This window comes from Fulvivirga sediminis (genome assembly GCF_016757215.1).
Taxonomy (GTDB): domain Bacteria; phylum Bacteroidota; class Bacteroidia; order Cytophagales; family Cyclobacteriaceae; genus Fulvivirga; species Fulvivirga sediminis.
Map to the genome: position 1 here is coordinate 192,093 of NZ_JAESIY010000007.1, position 20,933 is coordinate 213,025.

At 38.1% G+C, this 20,933-nt stretch carries 17 protein-coding genes; 10 read left to right on the top strand and 7 right to left on the bottom strand.

The window, feature by feature from the left end:
• Nucleotides 1-2: 2 nt before the first annotated feature.
• From JL102_RS13955 to JL102_RS13990, 8 genes are all read left to right on the top strand, one after another.
• Nucleotides 3-761 carry a patatin-like phospholipase family protein gene (locus tag JL102_RS13955; RefSeq protein ID WP_202245030.1) on the top strand — a complete coding sequence of 253 codons (759 nt, stop codon included), beginning with the start codon at nt 3-5 and terminating at the stop codon, nt 759-761.
• The gene (locus JL102_RS13960; protein WP_202245031.1) at nt 758-2,734 is read left to right on the top strand and encodes a urocanate hydratase; all 1,977 of its coding nucleotides are present in this window, start codon (nt 758-760) and stop codon (nt 2,732-2,734) included. The genes JL102_RS13955 and JL102_RS13960 overlap by 4 nt, the downstream gene beginning before the upstream one ends.
• 94 nt (nt 2,735-2,828) lie before the next feature.
• Complete coding sequence (locus JL102_RS13965; RefSeq protein ID WP_202245032.1) at nt 2,829-3,461, top strand: porin family protein; 633 nt, start codon at nt 2,829-2,831, stop codon at nt 3,459-3,461.
• A 175-nt stretch (nt 3,462-3,636) separates the two neighbouring features.
• A complete protein-coding gene (locus tag JL102_RS13970) occupies nt 3,637-4,368 on the top strand; it encodes a carboxypeptidase-like regulatory domain-containing protein (protein WP_202245033.1) in 732 nt (243 codons plus the stop codon).
• Between the two features lie 3 nt (nt 4,369-4,371).
• Nucleotides 4,372-5,391: a transglutaminase domain-containing protein gene (locus JL102_RS13975; RefSeq protein ID WP_202245034.1), complete on the top strand. Its 1,020-nt coding sequence runs from the start codon at nt 4,372-4,374 to the stop codon at nt 5,389-5,391.
• 147 nt (nt 5,392-5,538) lie between these two features.
• Complete coding sequence (locus JL102_RS13980) at nt 5,539-6,276, top strand: NYN domain-containing protein (RefSeq protein WP_202245035.1); 738 nt, start codon at nt 5,539-5,541, stop codon at nt 6,274-6,276.
• A gap of 290 nt (nt 6,277-6,566) precedes the next feature.
• The gene (locus JL102_RS13985) at nt 6,567-7,151 is read left to right on the top strand and encodes a Crp/Fnr family transcriptional regulator (protein WP_202245036.1); all 585 of its coding nucleotides are present in this window, start codon (nt 6,567-6,569) and stop codon (nt 7,149-7,151) included.
• Nucleotides 7,152-7,251: 100 nt separating this feature from the next.
• Complete coding sequence (locus tag JL102_RS13990; RefSeq protein ID WP_202245037.1) at nt 7,252-7,938, top strand: type 1 glutamine amidotransferase domain-containing protein; 687 nt, start codon at nt 7,252-7,254, stop codon at nt 7,936-7,938.
• Between the two features lie 55 nt (nt 7,939-7,993).
• Here the strand turns inward: JL102_RS13990 and JL102_RS13995 are convergent, their stop codons facing one another.
• From JL102_RS13995 to JL102_RS14015, 5 genes are all read right to left on the bottom strand, one after another.
• Nucleotides 7,994-8,812, bottom strand: a complete 819-nt coding sequence (locus JL102_RS13995; protein WP_202245038.1) for a hypothetical protein — start codon at nt 8,810-8,812, stop codon at nt 7,994-7,996.
• Nucleotides 8,809-9,462 (bottom strand): hypothetical protein, encoded by a 654-nt coding sequence (locus JL102_RS14000; protein WP_202245039.1) that lies wholly within the window; start codon nt 9,460-9,462, stop codon nt 8,809-8,811. Before JL102_RS14000 ends, JL102_RS13995 begins: the two co-directional genes overlap by 4 nt.
• On the bottom strand, nt 9,428-10,534 hold the full coding sequence (locus JL102_RS14005; RefSeq protein ID WP_202245040.1) for a glycosyltransferase family 4 protein: 1,107 nt from the start codon (nt 10,532-10,534) through the stop codon (nt 9,428-9,430). The genes JL102_RS14000 and JL102_RS14005 overlap by 35 nt, the downstream gene beginning before the upstream one ends.
• A gap of 13 nt (nt 10,535-10,547) precedes the next feature.
• Complete coding sequence (locus tag JL102_RS14010) at nt 10,548-11,630, bottom strand: hypothetical protein (protein WP_202245041.1); 1,083 nt, start codon at nt 11,628-11,630, stop codon at nt 10,548-10,550.
• 224 nt (nt 11,631-11,854) lie between these two features.
• The gene (locus tag JL102_RS14015; RefSeq protein ID WP_202245042.1) at nt 11,855-13,009 is read right to left on the bottom strand and encodes a glycosyltransferase family 4 protein; all 1,155 of its coding nucleotides are present in this window, start codon (nt 13,007-13,009) and stop codon (nt 11,855-11,857) included.
• A gap of 232 nt (nt 13,010-13,241) precedes the next feature.
• On the opposite strand from JL102_RS14015, the gene katG reads away from it, so the two are divergent.
• Nucleotides 13,242-15,494 carry a catalase/peroxidase HPI gene (gene katG, locus JL102_RS14020; protein WP_262896866.1) on the top strand — a complete coding sequence of 751 codons (2,253 nt, stop codon included), beginning with the start codon at nt 13,242-13,244 and terminating at the stop codon, nt 15,492-15,494.
• 104 nt (nt 15,495-15,598) lie between these two features.
• Here the strand turns inward: katG and JL102_RS14025 are convergent, their stop codons facing one another.
• Nucleotides 15,599-16,369, bottom strand: a complete 771-nt coding sequence (locus JL102_RS14025; RefSeq protein ID WP_202245043.1) for a LytR/AlgR family response regulator transcription factor — start codon at nt 16,367-16,369, stop codon at nt 15,599-15,601.
• A gap of 5 nt (nt 16,370-16,374) precedes the next feature.
• Nucleotides 16,375-18,882: a tetratricopeptide repeat protein gene (locus JL102_RS14030; protein WP_202245044.1), complete on the bottom strand. Its 2,508-nt coding sequence runs from the start codon at nt 18,880-18,882 to the stop codon at nt 16,375-16,377.
• Between the two features lie 254 nt (nt 18,883-19,136).
• On the opposite strand from JL102_RS14030, the gene JL102_RS14035 reads away from it, so the two are divergent.
• On the top strand, nt 19,137-20,915 hold the full coding sequence (locus JL102_RS14035; protein ID WP_202245045.1) for an alpha/beta fold hydrolase: 1,779 nt from the start codon (nt 19,137-19,139) through the stop codon (nt 20,913-20,915).
• Nucleotides 20,916-20,933: the final 18 nt, after the last annotated feature.

The following is a 20,933-nucleotide window of genomic DNA, read 5'->3' on the forward strand; positions in this document are numbered from 1 at the left end:
TAATGAAAGTAGGCCTTGTTCTGTCAGGAGGTGGAGCCAGAGGAATAGCTCACCTTGGTGTAATTAAAGCCCTGGAAGAGGCTGAAATCAATATAGATATCATAAGTGGAAGTAGCGCCGGTGCCATCATTGGCGCTATGTACACTTATGGCTATCAGGTGGAACGCATATTAGAAATAGTGCGTAGCATTAAAACATTGAAATTACTACAACCCGCACTTAGCTGGACGGGAATTTTAAAAATGGGTGTTATTCGTAAATTCCTTGAATTGCATCTGAAAGATGACTTTAAACACCTCAAAAAGCCTTTATATATTGCAGCTACAAATGTAAATACAGGAAAAACCGAATATTTTAATAAAGGCCCTTTATTAAGCGCGATATGCGCCTCTTCATGTATTCCAGTGTTGTTTGATCCTGTGCTGCACAACGAAAAGCTATACATAGATGGTGGCATATTAAATAACCTGCCAGTAGAGCCATTAGAAGGGCAATGCGATATTATCATTGGCTCTCATTGTAACCCCATTGACCATGATTTTGATGCTAAAAATGCCAAGCTGGTAATGGAACGTGCATTAATGCTAGCCATTACCTGCAATGCCTATAGCAGAAGAAGTGCTTGTGATTACTTCATAGAACCAAAAGGATTAGAGACCTATAAAGTGATGGATTTAACTAACCTAGACGCTATATATAAAATAGGTTATGAGCAGGCCAAAGAAAAGATCAAGAAAATAAAAACCAAGCTGAAAGAATGAATTTTAAAGAACAAATCTTATCAGGCATACCTTTAGAATTGCCACGTCCAAAAGTTTATGACGCGCAGGTTAATCACGCCCCCAAGAGAAAGAATATTCTATCAGTAGAGGAGAAAAAGCTCGCCTTAAAAAATGCCTTGCGATACTTCAAGCCAGAACATCACCAAGAGCTCCTATCAGAATTTAAGGAAGAGCTAGAAAAGTATGGTCGAATATATATGTACCGTTTCCGCCCTGATTATGAAATGTATGCCCGCCCATTAAATGAATATCCTTTTATATCAAAGCAAGCCGGTGCCATCATGCTTATGATTCAGAATAACCTGAACCCTCACGTAGCTCAGCACCCTCATGAGCTAATCACTTATGGTGGCAATGGAGCTGTCTTTCAAAATTGGGCACAGTATCTATTAACCATGCAATACCTGGCTACCATGACTGACGAGCAGACTTTACATATGTACTCAGGACACCCCATGGGTCTGTTTCCCTCTTCTAAAGAAGCACCTCGTGTAGTAGTTACTAATGGCATGATGATCCCTAATTATTCACAACCTGATGATTGGGAAAAATATAATGCACTGGGAGTAACACAATACGGACAAATGACTGCAGGATCTTATATGTACATTGGTCCTCAGGGAATTGTGCATGGTACAACCATTACAATTTTAAACGCAGGCAGAAAAATAGCTGAAGAGAGCCTTTCAGGCAAACTGTTTGTATCGGCCGGTCTTGGCGGTATGAGTGGAGCCCAACCGAAGGCTGGTAATATTGCGGGCTGCATATCTGTAGTAGCAGAAGTAAATGAAAAGGCAATAAACACCCGTCATAGTCAAGGTTGGGTAGATGAAAAAATAGCTGACATTCAAAGTTTGATAGAGAGAGTTCAAAAAGCTAAGCAAGGTAAAGAAATAGTATCTATTGCGTATCATGGTAATGTGGTAGATTTATGGGAAGCTTTTAATGAAGCCGGTATACATATAGAACTTGGGTCTGACCAAACCTCTTTACATAATCCTTATGCTGGAGGATATTACCCCGTTGGGCTGTCTTTTGATGAGGCTAATCAATTAATGTCAGAAAATCCTGACTTATTTAAACTTAAAGTACAAGAGTCACTAAGACGACAAGTAGCAGCTATCAATAAGCATACGGCTAAAGGTACTTACTTCTTTGATTATGGAAACGCCTTTTTGTTAGAGGCCGCCAGAGCAGGGGCTGATATAATGAAAAACGAACAGGAGTTTAAATATCCTTCTTACGTGCAAGACATCATGGGGCCTATGTGCTTTGATTATGGATTTGGCCCTTTCCGCTGGGTGTGTACATCAGGTAAACCAGAAGACTTAGCTGCCACTGACAGGCTAGCTTCTGAAGTACTAGATGAAATGAGAAAATCTGCTCCTCAGGAAATTCAGCAACAAATGACAGACAACATACAGTGGATAAAAGGTGCTGCTGAAAATAAGCTGGTGGTAGGCTCGCAAGCCAGAATATTATACGCCGATGCCGAAGGAAGAATAAAAATAGCTACCGCTTTTAATAATGCGGTGAAAGACGGAAAGATTGGGCCAATAGTTTTGGGCAGAGATCATCACGATGTGTCTGGCACAGACAGTCCTTACCGTGAAACATCCAATATTTATGATGGCTCTCAGTTTACAGCTGATATGGCCATACAAAATGTGATCGGCGATGCCTTTAGAGGTGCTACATGGGTTTCAATACACAACGGAGGCGGAGTAGGCTGGGGAGAGGTGATCAATGGAGGCTTCGGGTTGCTCTTGGATGGAACAGAAGAGGCTCAAAGAAGATTAGAAAATATGCTTTTTTATGATGTAAATAACGGAATAGCTAGAAGAAGCTGGGCCAGAAATAAAGAAGCTGTTTTCGCGGCTAAAAGGGCCATGTATCTCAACCCTAATTTAAAAATAACACTTCCGGAGATAGTAGAAGATTCACTGCTTTAAGGTTGTTTTATTTTGAGCGCAGGTACTGCAACTGCTACTTTCTTAAATTTAAATCAATAATTTTGTCGCGTTTATAATTTTTAAACCTGACATTATGAGAAGACTGTTTACTGTCTTATTATTATTCATTTTCTTTTCTAGCGAAGCACAAGTTGAAATTGGTGTGCAAGCGGGATTTAACCTATCGAAATTTGTATTTAACAACTATGACCCTTTTGCTGATCAAAAAATGAGATTAGCACCAAAAGTAGGGGTGTATGCAGATTTTGAACTATCTCAATCATTTTCAATTAGACCCGGCATTTTCTATTCAGGAAAAGGTACCGAATATGACTTTGGCGGAGAAAAAAATGACAGAGCTATTTCTGAGAATTGTGAGATTCCTGTTAATGCTGTTTTAAAATTGAATAAATTAGAATTTTTTGCGGGTTTATATGGAGCTGTTTTGTTAAACAAGCATTTTAAACAGGGGGCTGAAGGCATGGATCGTCTAAATATAAATGGAATGTATCTACCAAGATATGTTCCGGAGGACAAAGGGGTAAGGAGAACGGACTTTGGATTTCAAATAGGGGCTGGTTATAACTTACAGCCATTGGCGATCAGGACCAGCTTCTCTAGAGGCTTTCATAACTTATTTAAAGATGCCTCTAATTATGACGGATCAAAATCAACATCATTTAATAAAGTTTTTAACCTCTCTATTGCCTACTCCTTCGGACAATAAGTCTAAAAAAGATAATATCATTAATCCTGTGAGCCCCCTCCATAGGATTTTTTTATTTTATAAAGCACTGACTTTTAATTGCTTAAAAATAAAACCGAAATAAACATCAAAAAAAATTCGATTAGCTTATGGAATAAGTTCGACCGCTGCATCCTTTCATAAAACATTTAATATTATGAAAAAACAACTCAAACTTTCCGTAGCCCAACCTTGCAGCCAAAACTGGTCAGAATTTACACCCACTGAAAGAGGAGGTTTTTGCGACCAATGCCAAATGGAAGTAATTGATTTTACTCAAATGACAGAAGATGATATTAAAAATTACTTCACTTCACTCACATCCAATAAAAGGGTCTGTGGCAGACTTAAGACTCCACAACTGAATACCCCTTTTACCCCTAAATTTCCAAAAACAGGAGTTTACTCTTACATGAAGGCAGCAGCAGTGAGCTTAACAGTATTATTGTCAGCTAGTGTGGCTATGGCTCAGGCTCCATTTGTTAACGAACAGATAAATACGAAAACTACCATTGTTCGACCTGAAATGAATGATGTCATAGCCATTTCTTTAGAAAAGCAGGTGGTTAAGGGAGTTGTAAAAGACCAGGAAGGCGAAGTGATGCCAGGCGTGAACATAGTCTTACAAGGAACTGAGATCGGCACAGCTACAGACATTAATGGATACTTCGAATTTCCACAGCCACTAGATCAAGGCGACGTATTGATCTTCTCCTTTATAGGCTATGAATCAGTTGCTTACAATGTCCCAAGTCAGGTAAGTGACCAAGTTGAAATTAGCCTAAATATGGAGGCCATGGAGATGCTTGGAGAAATAACATTTGACCATGTATATGAAGAACCCTCCGGCATAGCTAAAGTATGGAATAAGTTGAAAGCTATATTTTAAGGAATGAGATACCTTTTACTGTTCATAGTGTGGTGCTTCACCTTTGCAGGAAAGGCGCAAATTCCAGAAAGAGACCGTGAAAAGTATCATAAGGCAGATAGCATTGCTGCCTTATATCCCAAACATTCTTTGGATGATACCAGAGCACTGTCTCTTTTGCTCACATCTTCTTTAAAAGATGATGAGCAGAAATTTAGAGCTATATACAAATGGGTGTGCTTAAATATTAAAAATGACATCCATTTGTTTCAACTCAATGAAAACAAAAGGCGTCGCTTTAGAGATAAACCTGATAAATTAAGGGAGTGGAATGAAAGTTTTGTAAAGGCCGTGTTCCAGAAAATGAGGAAAAATCATAGCACGATCTGCACGGGCTATGCTTATCTTATAAAAGAACTCTCTTATCATGCCGGAATCACCTCCAAAGTAGTGAATGGCTATGGAAAAACGGCCATCTCAAATTCCGAAACCATAGTTCCTAACCACTCATGGAATGCTGTTATGATCAATAATAGTTGGTATTTATGTGATGCTACTTGGTCTAGCGGGGTAGTGAACATGACACAGTACTCTTTTAAGGCTAGCTTTAGTGAAGGTTACTTCCTGACCTCTCCAGATCTGTTTTCGAAAAATCATTACCCGCTCGATACTACCTGGCTACTATTAAAGAATAAGCCTTCCTTTGATGATTTCATTAAAGGGCCCTTGTTATATAAAGATGCCTTTAATATGAAGATCATTCCCGATAGCCCTTCACAGTTTGATAACCAACTCATTCAAGATGCACCTTTTGAAATTACCTTAAAAGTAAAGTCTCCCAAAACAGTAAATAAAGAATACATCATGTGCCAATCAGTGCAAAATGGAAATGTGAAACTATTTAAACCTGAGGTGATTGCTGAAAGTGATGATAACATAAAATTATCAGGCCACTTCGCAGGCAGAGGCACTCATGTTTTACATATACTTTATAACGGGGAGTATCTTGCTTCATACCGATTTAAGGTAACAAAGAAGGGCTAGCGAAAGGTTAATAAGCTGCTTATGAAGATAATAAAAGGTGAAAAACCGCCAAAATGGATGTGTATTCGATTTGATAATCATAACTTGCCAGTAAATTCATTGTTGTTAAAGCAATAATAATTCAAAGCTTACTTTAAAAGGTTTATAATGAAAGATGATAAATTGGCGGTACTTATAGATGCGGATAATGTGCCTTACGCTCATGTGAAGGAAATGCTAGGGGAGATCGCTAAATATGGAAATCCTACTATTAAACGTATTTATGCTGACTGGACTAAGCCAACAGTAGCCGGATGGAAAAATGTACTTTTGGAAAATGCCATCACACCCATTCAGCAATATAGCTATACCACCGGTAAAAACTCCAGTGATAGCGCTTTAATCATTGATGCTATGGATTTGCTATACTCCAAAAAAGTGACTGGCTTTTGTATAGTTTCAAGTGATAGTGATTTTACCAGACTAGCCACCCGACTAAGAGAAGCAGGCATGTTCGTGATGGGACTGGGTGAAAAGAAAACTCCACAGCCTTTTATCACTGCCTGCGATAAGTTTGTTTATCTGGAGATCCTTAAAAAAGAGAAAGAATCTGATGAAAAGTCAGTGGTCAAAAGTAAGCAACCAAAAGATCAATCACTCAACAAAATAGATAAGTCATTAATCAAGCTCATTGCAGATAGCATAGAGGAAGTTTCAGATGACAATGGCTGGGCCTTTCTTGGAGCGCTAGGCAATCACCTGATTAAAAAGAGAACAGATTTCGATCCCAGGAACTACGGCTTTTCCAAGTTATATCCATTGATTAAAAAAATAGGAAAATTCGAAATAGATGAAAGAGAAAGTGGAGAGAAAAACATCAAACATATCTATTTAAGAAATAAATAAAATAGCTTATTAGGCTCATTAGCAACTAAGATTATTAGACCTTCTTTTTAAAGCTCAAACCTGATGGTTTGAGCTTTTTTTATGACTAAAAGGCCTCATAGATTTTCTCTATAACATGGACTATTTCAATAATTTCAACAACTCAATAAAACCCATAAACACCTATATAATAGAAAGTTATGAACGCTAAACTCAAGTGAATTTTAGGGAAAGAAAACTCAAACAATAACTTATTAAATCCGTTAATAATCTCAGTTAATCAAATGACACCATGAATTAGACGCAGTGATATGGATGAAGCAAAGGCTACTATTCTAAGCACCTTCCAAGACATATGTCTTTCCACTGAAGAAGAAGATTTACTTCTGGACAGGTTTCGTAAAAAGGAATTGAATAGAGGCGATCATCTTTTTAGAGCTGGCCACACAGTCGCTTGCCAGTACTTCATCTCCAAAGGCTGCCTGAGGACTTATTTCATTGATGATGCCGGCAAGCAGCACACTTTACAGTTTGCTATTACCGATTGGTGGATAAGCGATTACACCGCCTTTTTTAGCGAAGACAAGGCCACCTTAAATATTGAATGCGTACAAGATGCTGTAGTACTTGAAGTATCTAAAACTTCCATGGATGAACTATACCGTCAAATTCCAAAGTTGGAAGGTTTTTTCAGAAGGAAGATGGAGAGAGCTTTTGCCAGCTTTCAGAAAAGAATACTAGGAAACCTGGCACTCTCTGCTAAGCAGAGATATGAAAATTTCATACACACCTATCCGGAAATAGAAAAAAGCGTTAAAAACTATCATATTGCCTCTTACCTAGGCATTACCACCGAAAGCTTAAGCAGGATACGCAAGGAAATCACCAAGAATTAGTTTCTTATCATAGATCAATTTTTAGAAAACTGCCCTGCTGTAGCTTTGTACTCATAATTCTTTTAAAAGAAAAAATTAGGTAGAAATAAAGAACATTATTATGAATACAATAAAAATATTATTTGTATTAACTAGTCATGATGAACTAGGTGATACTGGAGAGAAAACAGGTTTTTGGATTGAAGAGTTTGCCGCTCCATTCTATTACTTAAAGGATAGAGGCGCTGATATTACACTAGCTTCACCTAAGGGAGGACAGCCTCCGATTGATCCCAAAAGTGCTTCTCCTGATTTTCAAACACCAGACACAGAGCGCTTCAATCAAGACAAAGAAACGCAAGAATTACTTGCTAACACCATTAAGCTGGCTGAGGTAGATGCCGCGGATTACGATGCTGTTTTCTATCCTGGCGGACACGGACCTCTGTGGGATTTAGCTAAAGACTTGCATTCTATCAGTCTTATAGAATCGTTTTATAACCATGATAAACCTGTAGCTACTGTTTGCCATGCTCCAGGAGTTCTTAGACTAGCTAAAAAGGCAGATTTAACACCTCTTGTACAAGGCAAGAAGGTTACTGGCTTTACAAACGGAGAAGAGGAAGGCGTACAACTAACTAACGTTGTTCCTTTCTTAGTAGAAGATATGCTTAAAGCGAACGGAGGTATTTACTCTAAAAGTGAAGACTGGGCTCCTTATGCGGTGGAAGACGGCCTGTTGATCACAGGACAAAACCCTGCATCTTCAGAGAAGGTAGCTGAATTACTTTGGAATAAGTTGAATTAAGTTAAAAATTGAGTTTAAAACCAAAAGGCAACCAATGTTATGTTGGTTGCCTTTTTTATTGCTTGGATCGCCAAAACTGATCATCAAATTTTCGAGGAAAAGGGATAGCTATATGCTTAGACCTATAAGGCGCCAATTCATACCAGGTATTAAAACCTGCTGCGGTAAAAATGCGATTGGCAGCATGATAGTAATCTCTTGGATTTTCATCCCTAAGTAATGTTATGGTATCATCTTCAATAAGCTGATCAGTTAGCACAATAATCTCAGGATTCACCCGCTCCAACATTGCCAAATCTTTAGCATGATCAATTAATACTTGAACCTCCTCCAAATGAGAAGTATGAACAATTATCCAAAACACATGATCACATAAACCATTCATAGATAATGGATTGATATTAATTAACTCAAGTAAAGATTCAATTATTTTAACTTCTTCAACTTGATTTATCAGGTATTGATAGTGATCATTTTCCAAATACTCAAACACAAAACAGGAAGTATAATGCAGTGGCTGTTCTATCAAATTTTTATAGGCCTTCCACTTCAATCTTCTACATAAAAGATTCAAAGTAACGCCTTGAAATAGCTCTGGATTAAGCTCACCAAGAATACCTGAAGGAAAGGTATCGATATAGAAAGTGGTAATGTTTTTTTTAACGATGATGGAGCTTATCCATTCTCGCATTTGAGTCTTGGTGAATAGTATATGATCAGGTGGACTTACTATAATTTCTTTAGAAAAAAAGTTGAGTGCGGCACGGTTATTTGTTAAGATCAAATAAGGTCCGTTAATCTTCTGAGATTTAATAAAAGCTCTTATTCGGTTGAGGTGACCAAAGCCACCTCCAAATCCATAAAAAGCTATCATTTCTTCATATTAAGAATTTCAGCACATATGACGAATTTTTCTACTTCATTCATTCCTGGAATCAACAGCACGCCTGAAGCCATAGAATGACGAAAGTTCCTCAAGAAATACTGTTGTCCCACTTTCAAGAACTCATTATCAGCATCAAAACGAATTGCAGCTATTTCCTCATCACCTTTTTTCAGCTTTACACGCTTATCATCATACAGCCTGATATCAAAAGCATTATTCATTTCCTCATTATTGGCAATACTTATCTTACCATCTTTGATTTTAATCTTCCATAAAATCTCCTCATTCGCATTTCTTAATTTGAAGCCCTCTAAGCCTTTATATTTTACAGAGTAATGATGTTGGTCAGCTTGATTGTAATACTTCCTCTTGTCGCTTCTTTTGAGCTCACCGAGCAATGTTTGATCTCCTACATGGAGAGTAATATCGGATTCATCAATATTTATGGTAGCCATAGATATATTTTCCTGACTATCGATATAATATGACTGTACTGAAGAAGCTGGTACGTCAATCGGAGTAGAGGGAACTTCCACCGATGTATGCTCCGACTTTTCAGAATTATTGGAACCTCCACAGCCTGCTATGAATAAAATTACAAGGCTAAAGTAAATGCTTTTTATAATTATCGATTTCATGATCTATTGTATATTGAGTTTCTATAGTCCTTTTCAAATTGGCTCCCAGCTCTTTTTGCCTTTCTCTGGTCAAGTTAAAAAACTGGTATAAGGTCTTTTTACAGTCATCTTCATTGCCAGGCTCGAATAGAAAACCATCCTGATGATTGGTAATCACATCAGCCATTCCATCCACACGAGAGCCTAGAACAGGTATACCCAACGCTCCAGCTTCAAGTAGCACATTAGGCATTCCATCATAAAACGAAGGGATTACCATGGCATCGCAGCAAAGGTAATATTTCATTAACTCGTACCTATCATGAAAGGGAAGTATCGAATAAGTCAACTCTGCACTCTCCAATAAATCTATAAGATGCTCCTCAGTTTCACCAATCAGAAGCAGATGAGCAGTATCTCTCCAGCTCGTGCGTTTCAGAGAATCCAAAAAGAAATCAAGGCCTTTTTTAGCTTTTAACTGACCAAATATCCCTAAAACAGTTTTATCGCCAGAGACATTTTGAGCTCTCCAATCTGCCGCAAATTGCCTTTCGCTATGCGTAGGCAACCATTCATTCATATCTATTCCATTAGCTACAAATTTCGCATTAGGGTGACTCAACCATTTACTGATTTTATCAGCCTTGTCACTACTAACGGTACACACCAGCTCAGACTGACGCAAAGCATCTTCAAGAATACCCCTTTTTCTTGGAGTGAATATACCAGCATCTAAGTCATTTCCCCTTATCAATGTGACCAGGCGCGTGTCTAGCCACTTGCTAAAAACAGGCGCTCCTGTCATAGAAATATATCCCCCAAAACATACAATGAAGTCAAATTTTGGCATCTTTTTGATATAATTCCAAGCGATATTAAGTACGTGAGCCTCGCTATTGGAAAAGGGGATAGAGGTATAGCTGCCGTTTTGCTGTTGATGCTTTTTAGATTTACCCTCCTTACTGGTAAAATGGATAATATCGATCTCCACTCCGGCTTGTCTTAATCCATTGACTATCCTATCGCAAGACTGAGCCATCCCTCCACGCTGTGGAGGATAGTTATCAGTAAGCCAAAGACACCTACTATTCATAACCGTTCGTTTTTTAACTATCAAAAGCTGTTACCGCATCATCATCCATAGCATAATCACCTGAGTCTGTATACTCGAAGCTATCATAATCGTAGTCATCAAAACTACTATGGTACCACAGGTATGGAACCGCCATCATAGCAAAACTATCATCATAATCATCCTGACCATTTACATTACCAGCAGTGGCTCTACTTTTAGAAGACTCCTGATTAGGCTCTGGCTCAGACACCGGATGCAAAGGCTCAAACTGACCATAAATAGCTTGCATAGTTTCCAAAAACTCCTTCACATTCAACACATGACCCTGACCTACTTTTTTAATTTTGATTTTTGATTTCGCCAAATAATCTCCATTGTGCTCTGTTATGGTGATCCCAGCAAGAGGTGAATGCTTTAATCGGTATTCGCTTTTTGGTAGCGTTAATTTAATGAAGCAATAATGAACAAACTTCGTTTTGGACTTATATTTGGTTTTACCACTAGCAGACCGTTTACGCCAACTAAAGTCTTTAATATCATCAGCTATTACGAACTCCAACGTAGCACCATCTTGCATCACTAATTTAGCAATAGCATACTTTGGAGAGTACATTTTCATATCTCTCCCTCTAACTTTACCTATTACTGGTTTTAATGCTTTTCGTGGATTCCTAAAGTCTAAATTGGCAGATAATTTAGCCTCACCACCTGCTTTAGATTTAAGTACATTCAAAACTGGAATAAAGAATAACCTTAAGTAATCATTAACATCATTCTGCTGCAACTTATTTTTATATATGAGAAGTGCAGTGGCTATCCCGGCAAAACCAAAAATCAAATAAGCCGCTGATCCTCCGAAGAATGCTAATGAAAATATGGATAAGAAAGTAACAACGTAAAAAATAATAGATAAAGTGAAAAGTCTATTTATCCTTTGATCATTGCGCTTGTCAAACTTGGATATTTTAGTTAGAAGGGAGAGCCATTTGTCTATTTTCATAGTCGCACTCACTTTCTTTTCATTTACAAATGCCTGCTGAGCAGGAGAGAGGTTTTTATACTTTGCTTCGTATTTCGATTCTGCCACTGTTCTGTCTTTTCTTTGAGCTGCCAAATTAAAAAAAAATCATTTTACCAAGATAGGTTTTACGGAAAAGCTTAATGATCAGTGGCTTCAAAAAAACAAAAATACTGTAGATATATTAGCATGACAAAACGGCTGAATATGACTTTAGAGCACTCTAAAAATTAGTCATACCCAATTACATATGCGCTCGTAACTTACCACATAAAAACCTTTTAGATTTACAATTAGAAAAGCCTTATGCCGTTTTTACATTAAAAAACGAGTTTAAAAATATTATCGTAAATCATTGACAGACTGCGATTTATGGAATTCCAATTATACTTACTAATAATTTTAGCAAAAGCATTCTCACTTAACTCAGTTCTCAGCTCTGGATAATCAACCATTAACCTGATGCATCGAGCCAAATCCGCCGGTCTCCCTGGCCTACATAGTTTCACTTCTTTATCAGCCTGAAGGATTTCTCTCACCACAGGCAGGTCACTTGCAACCACAGGTGTTTTACAGGCCATGCTTTCAAATATCTTTAATGGGGAGCAGCCTTGCTCCAGATTACGACTGCATTCTGTGAGGGGAGCAACACTACATATGGCATGCTGTATTATTTGATGAAGCTGATCTTTATGCAGTTGATACTTCCACACAATCTGATCACTTACTAATAGTTTTTCTGCCAGCTTTATAAAAGGTCTGGCAAATTTCGGTTTGTGAGAAGAGCATATTACCAGTTTTAATGATGGCTTATCCTGCAAATACTGCATGGCTTTGAGTAGTACATCCACACCTTGCCAGGGCTGCAAAGCACCAAAGTACACTATATATTCAGGAGGTAAATCCGTTGGCCTATCCATTGCCACGGGTATATCAGCACCGTTAGACACAACATGAATTTTGTTAGCTAATACCCTTCTCTTGATAAGATGGTTCTTAATAGTCTCTGAAGGGCATATGATCAATTGACATTTATGAAGACATTCACCTTCCAAGAGTTTAATTTTCTCTATGGTGCTTTCTCCAATGTAAGGGTAGCGACTGGCCAGCTCTATGCTGGGCAATCCATTCACTTCAAAGATACTGGTAATATGAGGTCTTTTTAAAATAGGAATACCGCTCCAAATATCTCGGAAGTGACCTACTTCAAGTTGATGCTCTGATTCCAACAGATCATCAAGCCATTTCGAATATGCCTGCGCCCTTTTCAAGTAATTAGACTCGTCCTGATCAAACTCAATATGATGCAAGCCCGGAGCCAAAGGCTTATCCGTATGCTGCTTAAGGGTCACTACTAAAGTTTTCAAAAACTTAGAAGCCATGAGCTCTGTTACTTTTTCAATATGAATAGCCGAACCCTTATAAGAAGGGTACGGATCAAAAGTGGCGAAGATGGCATTGCTTCCTGTTTGCATAACAGCGCAAAAGTAGAAGAAAATTATGGAAGGTTAAAGTAGTGCTTTAAATATGCCTTGCCGCATAATATGCTTTCATTGGACCATTCAATGCATATAATTTTACTCTATATCAGCATAGGTTTTTTAAATTAAGAATACTGGCTTGCAGGTAGATAAATGAGTAATTTAACAGTATTAAATGAACTGAATTTTTTTAATTAAAATATTTATCAACACTAAAAATAAGTTTATGGATAGCTACGAAAATAAAAATGGTTCTAATGGCAATGTCTGGGACACCAATGACACCAGTAGGTGCCCATTTATGAATGGGTCACTGCATAATAGCGCTGGATCAGGCACTACTAATCGTGATTGGTGGCCAAACCAACTCAACTTAAAAATACTACATCAAAACTCCCCCATATCAAACCCCATGGATGAAGATTTTGATTACGCGGAGGCCTTTAAAAGCCTAGATCTCAAAGCTGTGAAGGACGATTTATTTCAATTAATGACCGATTCACAAGAGTGGTGGCCTGCTGACTATGGACATTATGGACCATTTTTCATTCGTATGGCCTGGCATAGTGCAGGAACTTACAGAATTGCTGATGGACGTGGTGGTGCTTCTTCTGGCAGTCAGCGCTTTGCGCCATTGAATAGCTGGCCTGACAATGCCAATTTGGACAAAGCCCGTTTGCTTTTATGGCCGATTAAACAAAAATATGGCAACAAAATTTCCTGGGCAGATCTCATGATATTAGCCGGCAATTGTGCGATTGAGTCTATGGGGCTACCTACTTTTGGCTTTGCAGGTGGGCGAGAAGATGTATGGGAACCAGAAGATGATATATACTGGGGTGCAGAGACCGAATGGATGGGTAATGATAAAAGATATGAAGATGGCAGTCTGGAAAACCCATTAGCCGCCTCACATATGGGACTGATCTACGTTAACCCAGAGGGCCCTAACGGTAATCCTGATCCTTTAGCTGCGGCGGAGCATATTCGCGAAACTTTTGGTCGTATGGCTATGAATGATGAAGAAACTGTAGCTCTGATAGCAGGTGGGCATACTTTTGGAAAAACACATGGTGCCGCAGACCCTGGAGAATACGTGGGGCATGAACCTGCAGGAGCCAGTATAGAAGAGCAGGGCCTAGGGTGGAAAAACTCTTTTGGCTCAGGTAATGCTGCCTCCACCATAACCAGTGGTTTGGAAGGAGCCTGGACTACAACACCTACTCAATGGAGCAATAACTTCTTTGAAAACTTATTTGGTTTTGAGTGGGAATTAACTAAAAGCCCGGCTGGGGCTCACCAGTGGAAACCTAAAAATGGGGCAGGGGCTGGTACAGTGCCTGATGCTCATGATCCTAACGTAAAGCATGCTCCATTTATGCTCACCACCGATCTTGCGCTGAAAGAAGATCCGGCCTATGAGAAAATTTCAAGACATTATTATGAGAACCCTGAGGAGTTTGCTGATGCTTTTTCAAGAGCCTGGTTTAAACTTACTCACAGAGATATGGGGCCACTTTCCAGATACCTGGGGCCTGAGGTACCTGAAGAGGAATTATTATGGCAAGACCCTGTTCCTGCTGTAGATCATCCTCTGATTGATGACAATGATGTCTCTCAATTAAAATCAAAAATCTTAGACTCTGGCCTTACGGTATCCGAGTTAGTTACTACTGCCTGGGCCTCTGCCTTTACCTTCAGAAATTCTGATAAACGAGGGGGTGCCAATGGCGCTCGTATCAGGCTTGCACCGCAAAAAGATTGGGAAGTAAACAACCCTCAGCAACTGGCTAAAGTTCTACAAAAATACGAAGCCATTCAGGGGGAATTTAACTCAGCACAAAGTGGAGGTAAAAAGATCTCAATGGCCGATTTAATTGTTCTTGGAGGTGCTGCTGCTATAGAAAAAGCAGCAAAAGCCGCAGGTCATGATGTAAAGGTACCCTTCTCTCCTGGAAGAACAGATGCTACACAAGAGCAAACTGATGTAGAAGCATTTGCCATATTAGAGCCAAATGCCGATGGTTTCAGAAATTACTTCAGAAGCCAGGATCATATTTCCACTTCTGCAGAGGAAATGCTAGTAGACAAGGCGCAATTACTTGGACTTACGGCGCCTCAAATGACAGTACTAGTAGGAGGGATGAGAGCTCTAGGAGCCAATTATGACGGCTCAAATACAGGCATATTTACAGATAAGCCAGGGCAACTCACAAATGATTTCTTTGTGAACCTCCTCAACATGAAAAACACATGGTCTAAAACTTCTGAATCTGAATTAGAATTTGAAGGTAAAGACAGGACTACTGGTGAAGTGAAATGGACAGGAAGTAGAATAGATCTTATATTCGGATCTAATTCTGAATTAAGAGCCGTAGCCGAAGCTTATGCTTGCGCTGATTCTAATGAGAAATTTGTTAAAGACTTTGTAAAAGCATGGCATAAGGTAATGAACGCAGACCGGTTTGATCTTAAGTAAACAAGTATTCATAAATTTATAGACAAAAGCACCTGTAAAAGGGTGCTTTTTTAGTTTACTCAAGTTAATAAAGTTGAGCTAATGGCAGCATGGTAACATTAACATCATGAATCAGCCCATTTTTTAAAATGAGCTACTTTCTTTTTACTCATTATAATTTGATCATCGGTAGGGGGATCTACTTTAACCACCAGTCGGCCATTGAAGTAATTTTCAATTTCCTTGATAGCTTTCCGAGCCATTAAGTACTGCCTATTTACTCTATAAAATCTGGCAGGATCCAGCTCTTCTTCGAGTTGATCCAGATAGTAGTCCACCAAATACTCCTGACCTTCGTGAGATACTAAAAAGGTGCCCTTTTCTCTCACGTAGCAATAGGCCACTTCACTAACATCAAGCAAGAGCATTTTTTGTTTATAATTAACTAAAAAGCTGGATTTATAAGTTTTTGGAGAGAAGCTTTTTACAATGGCCTTGATCTCTTCCAGTTCATAGGTTTTAGATTTACTTTGTAGTTTTTGAAAATTGCGGATAGCATCATCAAAATCAGACCTCTCAATTGGCTTTACCAAATAATCGAGCCCATTCAGTTTAATAGCCTGCAGCACATAATGATCATAAGATGAGGTAAAGATAATAGGCAAGTCAAACTCCACCTGATTAAAAATTTCAAAACTATTACCATCAGGCAGTTGAATGTCCATGAAAATAAGATCTACTTGTGGGATACTTTTTAAGTAAGCAATAGCATCTTTCAATGATCCAAGAACTTTTGTCACCTGAAAGTCTGCCAGGTGACACTCTTGCATTACATTTTCCAAATGTTTGAGGTCTTCCTCCTTATCTTCAACTATGATTACTCTTAGTGAATTCATTCCAATTATATAGATTTAGGTGTTCCTTCTGGCATTTCTTGTATAAAGGTAACCTTTATTGTTGTTCCAACTCCAACCTGGCTCTGAATTAACAATTCACCGTTGTTTCTATTAGCAAACTCTCTGATCAATCGCATTCCAAGACCAACGCCTCTCTCATTTTGTGTACCCCTTAACGGTGCGGCATCAAACTCATTAATTTTCTTTAATTGATCTTCACTCATCCCTATACCTTCGTCTCTCACTTCAATCACTATCTTATTATCAGCGGTATAACTGTTAATAAAAATATTATTACCCTGCTTAGTAAATTTGATAGCATTATAGATAATGTTCCTAAAAATAGTTTTAACTCCATTTTCAGTGCCTTTTATGAAAAGATCAGGCTGTGTTTCAAAATGAAGCAATATATTTTTACTATCAGCTGTACCTTTGAAGAGTTCAATTAGCTCTATTATTAGGTTATTAACATTGATGACGGTTTTGTACTTTGATAGGCTAAACTCTTTATCTATTGACCAATGCAGTAGATTATCAAGCAAATGAAGTGTATTCTGCGAAGACCTTTTCATATTTATCCCGAGATCTTCAATTTTCTCTATTTTTCCATGTCTGGCAAAATGAAGCAGCAAGCCAGAGATGCTTATATATTCAAGCAAAAACCCTCTTAAATCATGAGAAATAATAGAAAAATACTTACTATTTACGGCTAAAGCCTCATCCAGCACCTCTTTCTGCCTGTACAACAACTTGTTTTTCTTCTGCCTGTTATAAAGTAAATACGCCATTAACCCTAACACCAGCACTGATAAGATCAACACCAGAATCATCCATTGTTTTTTTATTTTTTCCTGAGATAACTCTGTTTCATAAGCAAGCTGCTCCCTTTGCCTTACAAAAGCAAGCGAATCCTTTTCCTTTTGAAAAGCATATTTCGCCTCTATTCGACTAGTTTTTCTAATAACATCCTGATTAGAAATACTATCTTTCAGAGCTAAATGAGTAATCAGTTCTTTATAAGCGCTCTTATGATCTCCAAGTGCTGAGTAGACCTGAGAAAGTAAGAGCCGACCATTATTTTCCAGATCTTTAAGGTTATTTTCATTCGCATATTGCAAGCTTTTAAGTAAATGCTTCTTAGATTCTCTATACAAACCTTTTTTATAATAATATGAACCTAATTTGCCTTCCAGCTCTGCCTTCATATATAATGACTTTATTTCACGAGCTAATAGCATGGCTTCGTCTATGATTACTTTGGCAGAATCAAGATTTCCCGTAGTGAGATAGAGCTTACTCATATTTATAAAGGTGCTTATCATTTTCCCTTTATTGCCAATATTTAAATTTTTTGATAAGGCATTTTGATAGGCCGCCTTAGCCTTGTCATACTCCTTAGCTTCACTGTATAGCTCACCAATAGAATTATAGACAGAAGCTTGACCATCAACATCACCAATAGCTTCTCTGATGACTAGAGATTTTTGATAGTAATTGTAGGCTGTGGAATCATCTCTCCAATCTTTAAAAAGCAAACCCAAATTATAATAACTAGTACCCAGGCCTGTCGAGTCATTAAGCTCTGACCTAATAGCCACAGCCCGTAAATAATATTCAAGAGATTCTGGGTAATCAGCTTTTTCATGGGCTATAATGCCCAGATTAGCCAGGCAGAAAGCCATAGTTCTCTTATTATTCATCTCGGCAGAGAGTTCGTAGGAGAGATGAAAAGCTTCAATCGCATCATCATAATCACCTAGCCGCCAGTCCGCTAGCCCCAGGTTGTTCAATGCTGCGGCATGGTAGGACTTGTTATTAATTCTTTTTGATATAGCGGCAGCTGTGCTAAAATAACTTCTGGCCAGTTGATAATTCCCTTGAGTATAATAAACACCACCAATATTGATCATGCCGGCAGCCATACCTAGAGAATCAGCATTCTGCCTTCGTTGGTTCAAGCCTAATTCATAATAAAATATAGCGGAATCTATTCGGCTAGAATGATAAAAGCTAACTCCTTTGTTATTAAAAATAGAAGCCATAATGGTAGAGTCTCTAATTTCTTCAGCCAATGCAAGTGCCTTGTTTAGCACACTCAATGCCTGATCATAGCTCCCTACTTTATTAAATAGATCTCCCTTTTTATTATGCGAGAGTATTACGCCTAATGTAAACTGCTTATCTGTGGATTTTTGTAAGAGCTCATCACATATTTGCATTGCCCTTTCAATATCACCTGATTTCTGATAATATTTAGTAAGCAACAGCTTTGCATTCACCAGCCCAAGTAGGTCACCTTCATCTGTGGCAAGTGCAATAGATTGTTGATTATAAAAAGTGAATTTATTGTTATCATTTCCCAGGTAGTGTTCCGAAATATTATTCAATAATTCAATATGATGAGAAGGAGATAAGGTATCTTGACTCAATAACTCTTGAATGGAATCTATTTCCGATTGCCCATAAATTTTGATGGTACAAAAGAAAAGGAATACGAAAAGGAGTCCTCTCATTTGATTTACAGAATGTTAAAAAAAATGATCACAAAATATTAAGGCAATACCTTTCAAATTTAACTAAGCAAAGGTGTTTTTCTAAAGTTTCACCGAAAAATGTATGGTTCTAAAGTACTCTAACATGAGTTAATTCAGTCCGTATATGGAGACTTCAGACACCAAAGTATCAGCTTCAGCATAATTCTCCTTCCTCTACGCTAATATCCTCACTACATTAGCTCTGCCAGTCTAATAGAAATTTATATAAGGAAATGACAGAGTACTTTGATACAATTGATAAAAGCCATTTGCAGAACACTATCAAATATTCTCAATTAATAGATAGTGAATACCTGACAAAGAAACACTCTTATCCAACCAAGCCGGTAACCCAATATACCAAAAGTGGCCGTATTAACATAGCCTATCAAGTAATCGGATCCGGATCTATTGACTTGGTGTATATACCCGGATGGGTATCTAACATAGATTGTATGTGGTCATGCCCGGAACTGGTTGATTTTTTTTCTGAGTTAGGCAAAATATTTAGAGTCATTCTGTTTGATAAGCGCGGAACCGGACTTTCTGATAGAGTAGTGGAACTATCTACTCTGGAAGAACGAATGGATGATATCAGAGCTGTAATGGATGCCATAAATTCTGAAAAAGCTGTGCTATTTGGGCATTCTGAAGGAGGTTCTGTTTCAGCATTGTTTGCAGCCACATATCCTCACAGAACCATTGCTTTAATCACTTTTGGTGTTTTTGCTAAGCGCAGATATGCTCCTGAATATCCTTGGGCACCCACAGATCAAGAAAGGCAGCGAGTTTATGATATGATAGAAAAAAGCTGGGGTAGCACAGGTATGTATTTGGAATCTTTAGCTCCATCTAAAGCTGAGGATAAAAACTTTATGGATTGGTTAGCTAGCTATTTCCGTTCAGGAGCCAGCCCCAGTGCTGCCATGGTATTAACCAAAATGAATACGGAAGTAGACATTATAGATATTTTAGGAAGCATCAAAGTACCCACATTACTGATGCAACGCACCAATGATATTGACGTAAAAATAGAAGAAGGAAGATTTATTGCAGAGCGTATTCAAGATTCAAAGTTTGTAGAATTCGAAGGAGAAGATCATCTTTTTTGGGCTGGCAACACCGAGGAAATTCTCAATGAAATGACTTCCTTTGTTACCAGCATAAATCAGATAGAAACCTACCAAGAAAGGCTATTCACAATAGTGGCCGCCAGAATTATTTCTACTGAAGAGTCAAAGCCAGAAACTAAGCTGACAATAAGAAAGCTGGTAGAACAGTATCGAGGTAAAATAATAGAACACAACAATGACACATTGGTAGCACTCTTTGAGGGACCCAGTAAAGCCGCCCACTGTAGTATTGATATGTCTGAGGCTACAAAGCTACTGAACACAAAGCTGGCTATTGGCATTTTCATAAAAGAGACCGCTGTAAATCAGACCAATTTTATCGCTGATGATACACAAACTTTCATTAAGGCAATGCTGAAAGAGGCATTACCTAACCAAATCCTGATTACTCAGTCAGTAAAATTCTTACTTTCTGGCGCTGGCCTTAGTTTCACTCCCTCTGTAAATATTATACAATTAGCAGGTCACACTCATCCTTTGTATATTATTATTGATCATGTGGCTTCTGGCACTACATATACCGAAACGAATAAGACTACCCTTCAAAATGAATCATTGCTTGAAAATGTTCTCCAGAGTATAGATACTAACTTAAACAATGAACAGTTCGGATTAGAAATGCTCTGTCGTGAAGTTTGTATTAGTGAAAGACAATTACAAAGAAAGTTGAAAGCCATTACTAATAAGTCTCCCAATCAACTGATATGTTCTGTGAGATTGTACAGAGCCAAAGAGTTAATGTTATTAAAAAAATATAATATTGCTGAAATAGCTTATAAAACTGGCTTCTCCAATCCCTCTTATTTTTCAAAATGCTTTAAAAAGGAATTTGGAATGTCTCCATCAGATTTACAAGGTGCTACCAAATTAAAGCAGTAGGCTATTTTTTAACTTTTT